This is a genomic window from Paenibacillus sp. JT31N7 (assembly GCF_059692095.1).
The window spans coordinates 921,711-934,972 of the sequence record NZ_JCAUAT010000001.1; the positions used below are offsets into that span (position 1 = coordinate 921,711).

General features: G+C 56.8%; 11 protein-coding genes. 1 reads left to right on the plus strand and 10 read right to left on the minus strand.

Annotated elements, in window-relative coordinates:
- Positions 1-100 precede the first annotated feature (100 nt).
- The 8 genes from AC58P5_RS03890 to AC58P5_RS03925 form a co-directional block, all read right to left on the minus strand.
- Positions 101-2,233 carry an MMPL family transporter gene (locus tag AC58P5_RS03890; protein WP_497384690.1) on the minus strand — a complete coding sequence of 711 codons (2,133 nt, stop codon included), beginning with the start codon at positions 2,231-2,233 and terminating at the stop codon, positions 101-103.
- 33 nt (positions 2,234-2,266) lie between these two features.
- A complete protein-coding gene (locus AC58P5_RS03895) occupies positions 2,267-3,724 on the minus strand; it encodes an NAD(P)/FAD-dependent oxidoreductase (RefSeq protein ID WP_497384691.1) in 1,458 nt (485 codons plus the stop codon).
- On the minus strand, positions 3,721-4,467 hold the full coding sequence (locus AC58P5_RS03900; protein ID WP_497384693.1) for a methyltransferase domain-containing protein: 747 nt from the start codon (positions 4,465-4,467) through the stop codon (positions 3,721-3,723). The genes AC58P5_RS03895 and AC58P5_RS03900 overlap by 4 nt, the downstream gene beginning before the upstream one ends.
- Positions 4,454-5,602: a type III polyketide synthase gene (locus tag AC58P5_RS03905; RefSeq protein WP_497384694.1), complete on the minus strand. Its 1,149-nt coding sequence runs from the start codon at positions 5,600-5,602 to the stop codon at positions 4,454-4,456. Before AC58P5_RS03905 ends, AC58P5_RS03900 begins: the two co-directional genes overlap by 14 nt.
- Positions 5,603-5,964: 362 nt before the next feature.
- Positions 5,965-6,549, minus strand: a complete 585-nt coding sequence (locus tag AC58P5_RS03910; protein WP_497384695.1) for a YdcF family protein — start codon at positions 6,547-6,549, stop codon at positions 5,965-5,967.
- A gap of 98 nt (positions 6,550-6,647) precedes the next feature.
- On the minus strand, positions 6,648-7,910 hold the full coding sequence (locus AC58P5_RS03915) for a CynX/NimT family MFS transporter (protein ID WP_497384696.1): 1,263 nt from the start codon (positions 7,908-7,910) through the stop codon (positions 6,648-6,650).
- On the minus strand, positions 7,907-8,599 hold the full coding sequence (locus AC58P5_RS03920) for a FadR/GntR family transcriptional regulator (protein WP_497384698.1): 693 nt from the start codon (positions 8,597-8,599) through the stop codon (positions 7,907-7,909). The genes AC58P5_RS03915 and AC58P5_RS03920 overlap by 4 nt, the downstream gene beginning before the upstream one ends.
- Before the next feature lie 164 nt (positions 8,600-8,763).
- On the minus strand, positions 8,764-9,978 hold the full coding sequence (locus tag AC58P5_RS03925; protein WP_497384699.1) for an MFS transporter: 1,215 nt from the start codon (positions 9,976-9,978) through the stop codon (positions 8,764-8,766).
- 205 nt (positions 9,979-10,183) lie between these two features.
- Here AC58P5_RS03925 and AC58P5_RS03930 point away from each other — a divergent pair, with 205 nt between their 5' ends.
- Complete coding sequence (locus AC58P5_RS03930) at positions 10,184-10,747, plus strand: DUF1003 domain-containing protein (RefSeq protein ID WP_497384700.1); 564 nt, start codon at positions 10,184-10,186, stop codon at positions 10,745-10,747.
- A gap of 6 nt (positions 10,748-10,753) precedes the next feature.
- Here AC58P5_RS03930 and glsA read toward each other — a convergent pair whose 3' ends face one another.
- The gene (gene glsA / locus AC58P5_RS03935; protein ID WP_497384702.1) at positions 10,754-11,698 is read right to left on the minus strand and encodes a glutaminase A; all 945 of its coding nucleotides are present in this window, start codon (positions 11,696-11,698) and stop codon (positions 10,754-10,756) included.
- A 130-nt stretch (positions 11,699-11,828) separates the two neighbouring features.
- Positions 11,829-13,085, minus strand: coding sequence for a sensor histidine kinase (locus AC58P5_RS03940; protein WP_497384703.1), 1,257 nt, complete (start codon positions 13,083-13,085; stop codon positions 11,829-11,831).
- Positions 13,086-13,262 lie beyond the last annotated feature (177 nt).

Sequence of the window (13,262 nt, forward strand, 5' to 3'; positions counted from 1 at the left end):
TATAACTTCGTAAAAAGTGACAAGTAATTCTTATTGAAAAACAACCCCAATCCCTTAAAAACACACAAAAAAACCGCAATTGCTGCGGTTCGCAACGTAACTATTTGTAGGGCGACCACCAGTTCCACTTGCCCAAAAGTTTCATCAAAGCAGGCACCAGAACCATGCGGATCAAGGTGGCATCCAGAAAGATGGCCCCCGCAATTCCGGTTCCCAGCTGTTTGACCCCCGCTACGTCCGCTCCCGCAAACGGAAGCGTGACGGCGATCATGATAGCCGCCGCCGATGTAATGATCCGGCTTGTCGAGGCCAATCCGGCTGCAACTGCGTAATCGTTGTCCCGGGTCTGCCGGTAAACCTCGGCAATGCGGGCAACCAGGAACACTCCGTAATCCATACTGATGCCGAAAACAAGGCCGAAGATGAATACGGGAATCATGATCGCGATAGAGCCGCCGCCTTCCGCCGCCCCTTCCTGAAAAATCCAGGTCAACAGACCGAATGAAGCGGTAATGCTGAGAACATTCATGAGGAGCGTTTTAAGAGGGATGAATACGGACCGGAACGCCCCGTACAGCAGGACGAAATTCGTAAGCGTAACGAATAGCAGGACCTTAAACAGGTTTGTAAAAATGGCATCGTACACTTCCTGACGATACTTAGCCTCTCCGCCTAGCTGATAAGGAATCCGTTCTTGACTTCCGGCCGCTTCCCATTTGCGCAGCCACTCCCTCGTTTCTTCCGAATCCGAATCCGTTCGGAGATAAACGTCCATCACCAGCTGATTATGATAAAAATAAAAGGGAAGCACGGCGGCGTTATCGCGGACAACCGGCTTCTCATAAAGAAGACGGAGCTGTTCGCCGTTCATGTCCAGTCTGGAGAAAACCGAATCCACCCGGACCACTTGCGGGTCCCGCTGAAGCTGCTGAAACACCCTATAAGCATACTCCCAGTCAAAACTTTGTCCGCTGTCCGGGCTTGCATCCGGCACTCCGAGAAGAAGGGTAGCATCCGGGGAAGGAAAACGCGTAGCCAGCCGTTCGGCAGCGGCGCGCGATTCCGTGCCTTCGGGAAGCGATGCCGCGTCCGGAACCGCCAGCTTCATCCGGCCCACTGGCAGGACGAACAGGAAAACGACCAGGATAGCGAGCAGCGCCATCCGCAAAGGCCTTCTCATTACCGCCATAGACAGGCGATACCAGAAACGGCTGCCGGTTCCGTTGGGCCTGACGGCGTTCTCGGCTTCGATCCTCTTTCTCAGGAAGGACAAAACCGCAGGCAGCAGCGTAAATGATAAGAACACGGAGACAAGCAGGACAGTAAAGGCGGCCCAGGCTACCGAGGCAAACATCGGCAGAGGGATGAACAAGATTCCGAGCAGGCCAAGCGCTACACAGCCAGCCGAATACAAGACCGCACTTCCCGAGGTCCGCATAGTAACCCGAAGCGCCTGTTCAGCCCTGCCGCGGCTCAGTTCTTCCCGGAACCGGCTCACCAGCATGAGCGAAAAATCAATGCTCAGCGCCAGCCCCACCATCGGAATGACATTCAGAACGAAATTGGACAAATCCGTCCGCATTCCGATCCCGTAAACGATCCCCATCGAGACGACCGTGGAAACCAATCCGAGTACGACCGGAATCAAAGCGGTCGCCGCTCCGCCGAAGGCTATCCACAGGATAAGAAACGCAGCCGGAAGCCCGATCAGCTCCGCTCTCCTCATATCCGCTTCGCTCGCCGCATTCACATCCGCCTGAACGACCGGCTTCCCGGTGAGCTTCCACGCAAAGCCGGGATGAACGGGCAGGCGTTCGCGCAGCTCCTGGAGCACCGCTCGTTCATCCCGGCGGGTAAAGCGGATATCCAGCAGCGCATAAGCCTTGCCGGAACGCAGCATTTCCCCGTTATCGAGGGGTGAAACGATCCTCTTCAGTCCGGGCAAGCCCTCGGCATTCCGCAGAACGGACCGGATATAAGCTTTAAATTCCTGCTTCGGGCCGGGTGCTCTCTGCTCGAACCAAAGAACGACCGGTTCGGCAGGCCGGTTAAAGCCCGCGTCCAGCCGCTGCCGGACAGTCCCGAACGAGCCTTCGGGGTCCAGACCGTGCCCCTGGAGCACGGAAGGCAGGTTGAGGGCATAGCCCCCGAAGAACATGAGGCAGGCCGTCCAACAGACGATAATGATCTTCGGGCAGCGGAAAGAGAGGACAGCCAGTCTGTGCAAGCCCATGCCCCTCCCCTCTTTCCGAATAGGTACCGAAGATTAGCCTTCTTCTTCCGGCTTCAGCCGGGTGGCCTCCAACAATCCGGAGGCCAGACCCGGCGATAGCTGCGCGAGACGCAGCAGCAGCCGCACCGCAGCCGGACTGCCGAGGGAGGACTGCAGCAGCCGTCCCCACCTCAGCGGCCCCCCGAACGTCCGCGTAACGGCGCGGACGTACTGCTCTTCCCACCCGGCAAGGCTCAGCTCCCCCCGCAGATACCCGTCTGCCAGGGGGGCGCACAGCCGCGCCGAGCGGAGGGCCATGGACATGCCGTCCCCGCACAGCGGGGGAATCATCACCGATGAATCCCCCAGGCGCGGCACCATGTCCCAAGGGTTCAGGCGCCGGTTCAGCTTCACCGGCGCAACCGCTGCCTGTGCACCCGGCACAGGCAGCCCCCGCTTCAGCTTCGAATGTAGCGGGGGGCACCGCTGCGCGGCGGCTTCGAGCAGAGCGAGGACGCTCTTGCCCGCGCCGCGGAACGCATCCCGCGACAGCAGCGCGGACGCGTTGACGAGGCCGTCTTCTATGGGGCACAGCCCCAGGTAGCCGCCGGGGAAGACATACAGCTCGACTACCGGCTCCATCTCGATTCCCGTGTAGTGAGATTTGACGCCCATATAGCCGGAGGTGCGGCTCTCCGGGTTCAAGGTCCGTCGGCTGCGACCCGACAATACGGAGCGGGCCTGTTTTACGGGGCATGCCGGGTTTGATGAGCTTGTCGGGCTTGTCGGGCTTGCTGGGCTTGTTGAGTTTGTCGGATTTTTTGAGCATGCCGGGTTTGATGAGCTAGCTTGGTTTTTCTGGTCTGCCGGGTTCAGTAAATTTAACGGCATGAAAGAATATAGCGGACTCTCCGTTTCCGCGCTTGTCAGGATTGGCGTATTTGGAGGCCCTTGCAGCCTTCCCTGTCCTCCGGGAAATCTACCCTCGCCGGGCTCTCCCGGGCAGGAGGCACCGGTTACGAGAGCCTGCCCGTTCGCTCCCCAGGCGGCAATAACCGTGCGGGCCCGGATGACCTCCATACCGCTTTCTCTCTTCACTCTTACCTCGCAGCTCTCGTCCGCGAGCCTCGTAACCGAGAGAACCGCCGCTGAGGTAAGGACCCGGGCTCCAGCCGCTGCGGCGGCTTCATGCAGCGCTTTGTCTAGCCGGAAGCGGCTGAGTCCCATGGCGGTTCCCGGCAGCGGGATGTCGACATGGCCGCCTTCCGCGGAAATCAGCCGTACCCGCTCCACCGAGGCGGGGCCAAGGGACAACACCCGGTCCAGCAGACCGGAGGCATCCAGCATCTGCCGGACTTCCGGCGACAGAAACTCTCCGCACACCTTATGGCGGGGAAAGCGGTGCCGGTCCACCAGTAGTGTCCGCCATCCTTTCTCCGCAAGGCTTTTGGCAATGAGGCTTCCGGCTAAGCCCGCTCCCAGAACGGCAACGTCCGTCTCGGTTACGGTCATGGCTTCGGCTCCGATCCCTCAGCCGGGTACGGCTGCCGGGGAATAACGACCGCATAGCGGAACAGCGGTCTCCAGGAGACGTGATAACCAGGCGTCTCCAGAGCTTTCCCGAGCACGGACCAATCCTCCGACGAGAATCCTTTGGCGACGGACAGCGGTCCGTCATGGCGGATGTACCGGTTCCCCGACAAAACGCGGGAAGCCAGCCAAACGGCCGACCAGGCAAGCCAGTGGCGGTGGATATCGTTGACGGCGATGCCGATACGGGAAGTCTGGAGCATGGTCCGGACGACACCGGGGAGCTCGTCCGGGGAGAAGTGGTGGAGAAACTGGGTGCCGGTCACAATATCGGCGCACCCCTCGGGAAGCTCGAACAAACTGGCCCGCCTGATCTCCACTCTCGGTTCGCCGCGGAACAGCCGCCGCGCCTCCTCGCAAGCTTCCTCTGTAATATCGCTTAAGATGACGTTCACGCGTACCCTGCGGTCGTCCGCCCAACGGAGCACTTGACGGTTAACGTCGCCGGAGCCGGAACCGATGTCAAGCACGGTCAACTCTTGCGGCTTTCCGGCTGCCGTCCACAATTTTTCGATCCCGTACAAGGTCGGGCCGGACGCCGCAAACAGACGGTTGAGCCTGCGGAGATGCCGCAAAGCTTCCGTGAGTTCGGCTCCTCCGCGGGTGAGGTCGTCCATATACTCCGCTTCCAGCGAACGGCTGCGCAAGCGGTCAAACGGCGGCATCCGCTGTTTTCTCCCGCGCCGCGCCTACCGGTATGTAGGTGAACCGGATAAGCTCCGCCGTTAGTCCGGGACCGAAGGCCAGAGCGATCCCGTCGGCGGCATCCGCTCCCGCTGTCCGGAGCTCCGTTCGCATCTGCTGCAGGACGAAAAAAATCGTCGCGGAAGAGAGGTTTCCGAAGTCGCGCAGCACCTGTCTGCTGGGCGCAGTCTGCTCTTTTGTCAGGCTGTATACCTGCTCGAGCGCATCCACAATCCCCTTGCCTCCGGGATGAATCGCCCACAGCCCGGGAAGGCGTTCCCCGCCCAGCAGTTTGCCGATTTCTTGCGGAATCCGGTTCTTAATGAGCTTGGGTATATGGGGAGACAAATACAGGTCGAAACCGAAGTTGCCGACTTCCCAGGTCATCTCCTCCGCCGCTTCCGGAATTAGGACGGACCGATGGTCGCCGAGCCCGAATATCCCCTGGCGCGATTTTCCCGTGCGCCCGATTACGCAGGCGGAGGCACCGTCCCCGAAGAAGGACGCCCCGAAAAGAGCCTCTTTACCGCCGGAGGGCTGGATGTGAAGCGTGCACAATTCGACGCTTACGATCAGCACGTTCGCCTGCGGAGCCGAATCCGCTATTTCACGGGCCAGGCATACGGCACGCAGTCCTGCCGCGCATCCAATGAATTGAAGGGGAATCCGGGAGACTTCTCTGGACAAGCTCAGTTCTTTTACAAGCGATGCATCCAGTCCCGGCAGGAACTGTCCCGTACAGCTGACGGTGATCAGATGCGTGATGTCCGATGCGGAGAGTCCGCTGTCCGCCAGTGCCTGTCCGGCCGCTTGACGCGCCAGCGGCACCGATTCTCTTTTATAAACCGCCATTCGTTCGGCAGTCGACGGTATAAGACCGGGCTCCGTATCCGGCAAATAGCGGCATGAAGAAACCGGCTCCAGAAGACCGGGTTCGCAGGTGTACCGGGTTTCCACGCCGCACTGTTTGAACAGCCGTTTGGCCCAGCGGGCGGAATCGGGATAACGTTCCAATGCCTGTGCCAATCGGAGGATTACTTCCGATTGATCCAGCGGGTAGGCCGGAACTGCCGTGCCTATTCCCAGAATTGCGGTTGCAGGAGTCGTCTGGTCCATCTACCGGTTCATCTCCTCGTCTATGAATAGGCCTGATCGGCCGAAAACAGCGAAATCGGCAGGCCGGTTCTCATGTTCAATCAGCCTGATCCTTATACTCATCTGTATTCATAGCGGGCGAAGCTTAGTACAGGCTCTCCATTTCGAGCAAAATTATTGCCGTGCCGCTTCATAGGTAAGTAACATGCAGTTGCTAGCGTCATGGGACGCTAAACGCCGTGCTGGCAGCTTCGCGCGGTTTCGATATAGGTTTAATTCTTTTTTACACAGCAGCGTATCCGGATGGAAGAGCACCTTGGACTGCCGGCCCCCAACCGCTTTAGTCAAATAAAAAAAAGCCGCAAAAAGCGCGACTTTTAAACTTATGAATTTTTGCCGAAAAAATAGCCGGTTAGCTTAAGATATTCCGTAAAAGTAACCATTAGGCTCTTATTGTTGCCCCACCATTGCCCGGGAGTAAAATTTTTATCGGGGGCGGCCACGAAATGCAGCTGAATGTCGGAATCTTTAAACGCCCGGTCGAAAAGGAGCTTGACCCGTCTCATATGGAAGTCCGAAGAAACGACGGTCACGGATTTGAACGCATGTTTCTCGATGACTTTTTTGGAAAATACGGCATTTTCATACGTGCTGTCCGCCCGGTCCTCCAGGACGATAGCTTGCTCGGGAACGCCAAGCTCCATTGCGTGTTCTTTCATGAGATCGGCCATTCTGCTGTTCCGGTACACTTCGCCCCCTGACAACATGAGAAAAGGGGCAACTCCGTTTTTGTACAGTTCGGCTCCTTTCTCTGTCCTTTCCCCCCTGTCTCCAGAGAGAACGAGGATCACATCGGATTTGACCGGTTCTTCCGTATAGACGAGGAAAGAACCCGCGTTTTTCATCACGATCATCAGGACAACGAACAGTCCGAAAGCAAGTATGAGTTTAATTTGTTTTTTCGTCAAAAAGCCTCACTCCATTTACCGGGTCCATGCCCCCTATCTTACCACAGATGAACGCCGGATTTCTTCCCGATCTCGTAAACGCGTGCAGCGTGAAGCTTTCACCTCGTTCCGCGTTCTTCTCCGATGAACCGGTTCGCCGCGGCGCCCTGACCGACGACAAAGAGCAGAACGGCGATTGCGGCGAGCAAGAGAAGCGGGGTCGTCCACCCGCCTGTCATGTCGTGCAGAAAACCGAACAAAATCGGACCGGCGGCTGCCAGCAGGTAACCGAACGATTGCGCCATGCCGGACAGCTCGGCGGATTGCTGGGCGTTTCGCGTGCGCAGGCTGAAGAACATCATCGCCAGACTGAACGCACAGCCCCCCGCTATCCCCGTCAGGATAATCCACAGCGGCACAAGAGCCGTGCTTCCCAGCAGCAGTCCGAGAATTCCGGCCAGGAACAGCCCGGACGTGAGGGTAACCAGGAACCGCTGATTGGCCATTCTAGCCGCCAGGATGGGCACGACAAACGAAATGGGCAGAAGCGCCAGCTGCATCAGAGAAAGCATCCATCCGGCATACCCGGCGGAAAGTCCTCTGGTGTTCAGGACAGCCGGCAGCCAGGCGACAAACGCATAGAAAAAGATCGACTGGAGTCCCATAAACAGCGTGACTTTCCAGGCCAAAGGCGATTTCCAGATAGAAATGGTATTATCGCCGGAAAGATTCGCCGAAACAGCGGATACCCTGGCCACCCGGCGCGCTTTGCGGGCGCCGGTCACCTGCGGCAGCCAAAAGAGCAGAGCGAGAACGCTCAGCCCGGCCCAGGCCCCCAGAGCGCCTTTCCAGCCGAGACCCAGGCTGCTTGCCGCCGGTACGCTGATACCCGATGCCGCCGCGCCGCTCAAGTTCATCGACACGGAGTATAAGCCAGTCATCAGACCGATCCGGGCGGGAAAATCCCGCTTGATCAGACTGGGAAGCAGCACGTTGCAAAGGGCGATGGCAACTCCCAACAGTGCGGTTCCCACAAAAAGCGTACCCGCTCCGGACGCCGAACGGAGTAAAATTCCGACCGTCAGGATAGCGGCCGCGGCGAGCAGCACCGTCTCGGTCCCGTACTTGCGCGCCCATTTGGGCGCGAACGGAGAGATGACGGCGAACATCAGCAGAGGCAGCGTCGTCAACATGCCTGCCAGCGTATTGGAGATGCCCAGCTCTCCCTTAATGGTGCCGATCAAAGGACCGACGGATGTGAGCGGAGCCCTCAATACGGCTCCGATAAACAATATGCCGACGATCAGCAGCCAGCCGGCGGTTCGCGCCGTATCTTGATCCTGCCGCGCCAGCGGAAGTTCTTCGGATTGTGTCATGTTCATGATTGTTCCTCCAAGCGTTTCAGATCGTTTCTCGACTGCGAGATATATTCGTGGACCGACTCCACGGCTTCTTCCACATCCTGACGGATGATGGCGTCGATCATTTTGGCGTGACTGCGGTGATAAAGTCCGATTTCCGGGATAAGCCCCGCCAGACTCCGAACGGAATGATCCAGCGCTTCGGTCATGTGCGCATAAAGCTCGCTGAACAGCTCGTTGTGCGCCGCCGCGACGACTGCTTGGTGAAGCCGGATATCCTCGCCCAGATAAGCCGTCATGTCCCCTGCTTCCGCAGCCGCCGCGCACGCTTCCAGATGACGCTTCAGAGAGGCGACGTCTTCATCCGTCCTGCGCTCCGCCGCAAGTCTTGCCGCTTCGCGTTCCAGCGCCTGCCGCACCTCCAGCGTCTCTATCAGCGTGGACTGCCTGACCCGCTTCTGCAGAACGACGCCAAGGATACTGGACGAGCACACATACGTGCCGTCCCCCTGCTTCGTCTGAAGCAGTCCGGCATGAACCATAGCCCGCACCGCTTCGCGGATCGTATTGCGGCTGACGCCGAGCCTCTCCGACAGCTCCGGCTCCGGAGGAATACGCGTTCCGACGGGCCATTGGCCGGATTCGATTAAAGTCTGCAGCTGATCCGCAACTTGCTCGACCAGCGTTAATTTTTTCGGTTTTTCCAACATGTTCTGTAAACCTCCAAACATAGGATGATTGGTCTTTATAAAAAATAACACAACGAAACCGATTTGTAAATCGCCTTCCTGAAAATAAAAAGGATTGCCTCTCTATGAGACAACCCTTTTTACCGCTATCCAGTTGATGCAAAGCCCTAACGTATTTTGCAAGTCTAGGAAGAAAGCTCCCTGCCTTTGGTCTCGTCCCCCCAGAACAGCACAGCCAGTGCGCCGATCAGGATCATGACGAAAAAGAGGATGAAAATCGCCTGAATGCCGATTCCCCATCCGACGAGTACACCGACCAGCAGCGGGGCGACGATGCCTCCTATCCGCCCGAACGAGGCGGCAAGTCCCGCACCCGTCGAGCGGATCGCGGTCGGATACAGTTCCGGCGTATAGGCGTACAGCCCGCCCCAGGCTCCGAGGTTGAAGAAAGACAAGCACATACCCGCGGCGATCAGCATGCCTTCCGTGGAAGCCCCGCCAAACCATATGGCGCTGAAAGCGGTCAGGACGAGGTAGGTGACCAGAACGAATTTGCGGCCGAATTTCTCGATAAAATAAGCGGCCGTAAAGTAACCGGGAAGCTGCGCGAGTGTCATAATCAGCACGTACTGAAAGCTTTTGACGAGCGTAAAGCCTTTCAGCACCATGACCGTCGGAAGCCACAAAAACATGCCGTAATACGAAAATACGACCGTAAACCACAAGACCCACAGCATGACGGTCGACCGGCGGTAATCGCGGGACCAGACGGATTTCACTTTCGCGGCGAACGAAGATTCTCCCGACCGTTCTTTTCGGAAACGGGGCGGATCTTCAATCGCCCGCCTCAAATACAAAGCGTAGAGCGCAGGTACGGCCCCGATGACGAAGGCGGACTGCCAGCCGTACTGCGGGATGACAAAGTAGGCGATCAGCGCCGCCAAAATCCAGCCGCCCGCCCAGAAGCTTTCGAGCAGCACAACCGCTCTTCCCCTGTCCTGCACGGGCATGCTCTCCGACACGAGCGTGGACGCGACGGGAAGCTCCCCGCCCAGTCCGACACCCGCGATAAACCGCAGGATGCACAGAACGGTAAAACCGGTGGCCAGAGCGGACAAGCCGCTGGCGGCCGAAAAAATGAGCAGCGTCCAGACCAGGACGGACTTGCGCCCGTAACGGTCGGCCAAATAACCGGCTATTGCCGCCCCGAAGGCCATCCCGACCGAGTTGATGCTGGTCAGTACACCGACCTGCCCCGCACTGAGCTTCCAGTGGACCGTCAGAGCGGCGATGATAAACGAAATAATGCCTACATCCATAGCATCGAACAGCCAGCTTAAACCGGCGCTGAACAGCAGCTTCCTCTGCTTAGGATTTTGAAGCATCGCGATAGCGCGCATTGGGCTTCTCCCTTGTCTTTTAGTAGGTATGAGTCTGCTTATTCTGCCCTCTCTAACGAGGAGCATTCCGGGGTGCCCCTATTCTTTTCCAGTTAAAAAGAAAAGCGGACCGGGTAATTCACTATTTTACCCCGATTCAGTTAAATTGGCTAACTTTTCCGCACAAAAATAAAGCAGGTTCTAAAACCGGGAGGAAACAGACACCATGACAGCATCTAACGAGACCGAGAGAACTTCCGAAGAAAAGCTTCTGAAGGAGCTGGAAAAATATCCTCGACAGAAACTGCACAAAGAGGATGTCGAACGCGTCACCGAGATGGTCCGGGACTATCAGGGGAAAATCAAGGCGCATTTGCACGAACAGCAGGAGAAAAAGACGAACAATTGGGACCGGATGGCCGATCACGTTGCTATCCTGGCCGGCAGCTGGTGGTTTGTTACGTGCTCCGCGGTCATTATTACGGTATGGATGTTCATCAACAGCGAAAGAAATTCTTTGTTTATTTTAAGCTTCTCCCTGTCCATCCTTTCCCTGTTCCAATCGACGCTGATTCAGAAAAGCCAGAACCGCCAGGCCGCCAAAGACAAACAGGAGCAGATGCTCGACATCGCCATCAATTATAAAGCCGAGCAGGAGAATCTGGAAATTCAGCAAAACTTAAAAGAGCTCGAAGTAAAGCTCCAATGGATCGAGCTCCGGCTGTCCGCCCGTTCACGCGCCAAAGGCCGCCCCGGACGGTCCAAGCCCCCGCGCTCAAAGCGGAAATAAACAGGTTTAAAACAAGCTCCAGTCAAAGTTCCCCGACAGCTTCTCAAGCAGATCGACGCCTGCAACGCTGTTGCCCTTGCGATTAAGCGCGGGCCCGACAAGACCGATTCCGTACCGGCCGGGCACGAGAGTCAGGATGCCGCCGGAAACGCCGCTTTTGGCCGGCAGTCCGACGCTGATGGCGAATTCCCCGGAGGCGTTATACATGCCGCAGGTGGTCATGAAGGTTTTGGCGATCTGAACACAGCGCCGCGGAATGAGCGTTTTGCCCGTAAGCGGATCTTGTCCGTCAAAAGCGAGAATCAAGGCCATCCGCGAAAGATCGCCGCATGTGACCCGGATCGAGCAGTGGCGGAAATACACCTGAAGAACTTCTTCCACACTGCCGCGCAGAACCTCGTTCTCCTTCAGAAAATACGCCAGCGAACGGTTCATATGCCCCGTTTCATTTTCCGACCGGTACACCGCCTCGTCGTAATCCAGCTTGTCGTTTGCGGCGAGCTCCCGGAAAAACGACAGCACTCTCGCCGACTTCTCCTCGGGGCCGTCCCCTTTGATTAACGAGGACACGGCGATCGCTCCCGCATTGATCAGCGGATTAAACGGAATGCCCGGCTCGACCAGCTCCAGCTTCAGCATGGAGTTGAAATCGTCGCCTGTCGGCTCTTTGCCTACCTTCGAGAAAACCGTCTCTTCTCCGTGATCCATTAGTGCGAGAATCAGCGTAAACACTTTGGAAATACTCTGCATCGTAAAAGGCAGCCCGCAGTCTCCCGCGGACAAATGCTCCCCCTGCCCGTTCAGCAGGTGAATGCCAAGTGCGGAAGCCGGAGATTTTGCTAGCTCCGGAATGTAAGACGCCACCTTTCCCAGGGAAGTCAGCTTGCGGCTTTCTTCGATCCACAGCGGAAGCGCCGCCTGGATGGCTTTGAATTCATGATCGGCTTTCACGGACTTCCCTCCTCTGTCTGCATCCGGTTTACTTATTTGTCGTTTTCTTTCCGGATTCCTTCTCTATACGACCAGTATGACCGCCATACGAAAAAAAGATGACAGAAACGCTCCGCGTTTCTGTCATCTTTTATTTAACTTCTTCAACGGCAGCTTCGGTATACTTGTTCAGCATCAGGGTAAAGAGCAAATCCGTCTCTTGCTGCCTATCGCTTTCCGTCCAGATCTGGCCTTCCATAAGGTCTACCAGCTTCTTGCTGATCGCCAGGTCCAGGCTCGTTTCATAGACGGGAACGGACGATGCGCCCGCTTGGCCGCCCGCCGTTTCCAGCAGAAGCTCCAGCTTATCGGGTTTAATGAGCGGCGCTTTGACGGCGAAACGGATATGGTAGGCATCGGGATTCTCCTCATCCGTGAGCTTCACCGCAGCCAAGGTAAGTTCCCCGGATCGGGCGTTCTTGGAGGCGTGATCAAGCAGTTTGAGCAGCACATCCCGGATTTTAACCGGATCGCCGACCACGACGGAAGGAAGTCCGGGCGCCGCGTCGAGGCGGATGGCCCGTCTTCCCGTACTCCGGATTCCGTACAGATTCACGACTTCTTCCAGAGCAGGAAGCAGTTCGAAGGGCTCCGCCTCAACCGCCACGCCGCCCGATTCCATTTTACTGTAGTCCAGAATGTCCGTGACGAGATTAAGCAGCGAGTTATTGCTCGTTTCAATGATGTTCATGTAGCTCTTCTGCTCTTCGCTCAGCTCCGTATCCTGCATCAGATCGGTCATCCCCATGATACCGGTCATCGGAGTCTTGATCTCCTGCCCGATCATGGCAAGAAGCTCGCTCTTGATCCTGGACGACTGCTCGGACGCGGCATGGGAATCCCGCAAAATCTGCTGGGCTTCCCTCAGCTCCGCGACCGCATGTTCAAGCTCCACCACATGGGCAAGAAAGACCGCCATCGCGCTCAGCGTCTTGAGATCCGTCTCCGAAACGGGATAAGACGGATGATCGAGAATACAGATCGTGCCGTAAAAATGCCCGTTCTTCAACATAATCGGCAGTCCGATAAAAGAACGGCTTCCCAGCGCCCGCGTTACTTCCAGATCCGCGGTAAGCGGGCTGGCCGCCGTGTCGGCAATAACGAGAGCCTCACCGATATTGCGTCCCACCAGGCTGCAGTAGCTGATATCGAAAGGGAGCTCATCGCCTTCCTTCACGAGCTGTTCCTGACGGTTGAACGCCTTCAGAATCGTATTCGTCCGTCCATCGTTGGTTGCCACAAAAATCGTATTGACTTGAAGCAGTCCGCTGACGACATCAATAATATGTGCGGCGGCTTCTTCTATATTGTTATAAAAACCGGATGGGTCCTGATACTTGTTTGTCATAGCTATCACACAGCTTTCTATACTTTCAGATAACGATCTTTCTAAGTGTACTATATCTCCGCCTCTTTCAGGCATAAAGGTTTCGAAAAAATAGAATATTTCTAGAAATCCTATCTAAATTCACGGATATAACAACATTTACCGGAAATCTGAAAGATTGTAAAGAAATCACTGGAT

Excerpts from the sequence above, each read along its gene's own strand:
- AC58P5_RS03890 (WP_497384690.1), bottom strand. The coding sequence starts at position 2,233 with ATGGGCTTGCACAGACTGGCTGTCCTCTCTTTCCGCTGCCCGAAGATC.
- AC58P5_RS03900 (WP_497384693.1), bottom strand. The coding sequence starts at position 4,467 with ATGCCGCCGTTTGACCGCTTGCGCAGCCGTTCGCTGGAAGCGGAGTAT.
- AC58P5_RS03915 (WP_497384696.1), bottom strand. The coding sequence starts at position 7,910 with ATGAACATGACACAATCCGAAGAACTTCCGCTGGCGCGGCAGGATCAA.
- AC58P5_RS03940 (WP_497384703.1), bottom strand. The coding sequence starts at position 13,085 with ATGACAAACAAGTATCAGGACCCATCCGGTTTTTATAACAATATAGAA.
- AC58P5_RS03920 (WP_497384698.1), bottom strand. The coding sequence starts at position 8,599 with ATGTTGGAAAAACCGAAAAAATTAACGCTGGTCGAGCAAGTTGCGGAT.
- AC58P5_RS03905 (WP_497384694.1), bottom strand. The coding sequence starts at position 5,602 with ATGGACCAGACGACTCCTGCAACCGCAATTCTGGGAATAGGCACGGCA.
- AC58P5_RS03895 (WP_497384691.1), bottom strand. The coding sequence starts at position 3,724 with ATGACCGTAACCGAGACGGACGTTGCCGTTCTGGGAGCGGGCTTAGCC.
- AC58P5_RS03930 (WP_497384700.1), top strand. The coding sequence starts at position 10,184 with ATGACAGCATCTAACGAGACCGAGAGAACTTCCGAAGAAAAGCTTCTG.
- AC58P5_RS03925 (WP_497384699.1), bottom strand. The coding sequence starts at position 9,978 with ATGCGCGCTATCGCGATGCTTCAAAATCCTAAGCAGAGGAAGCTGCTG.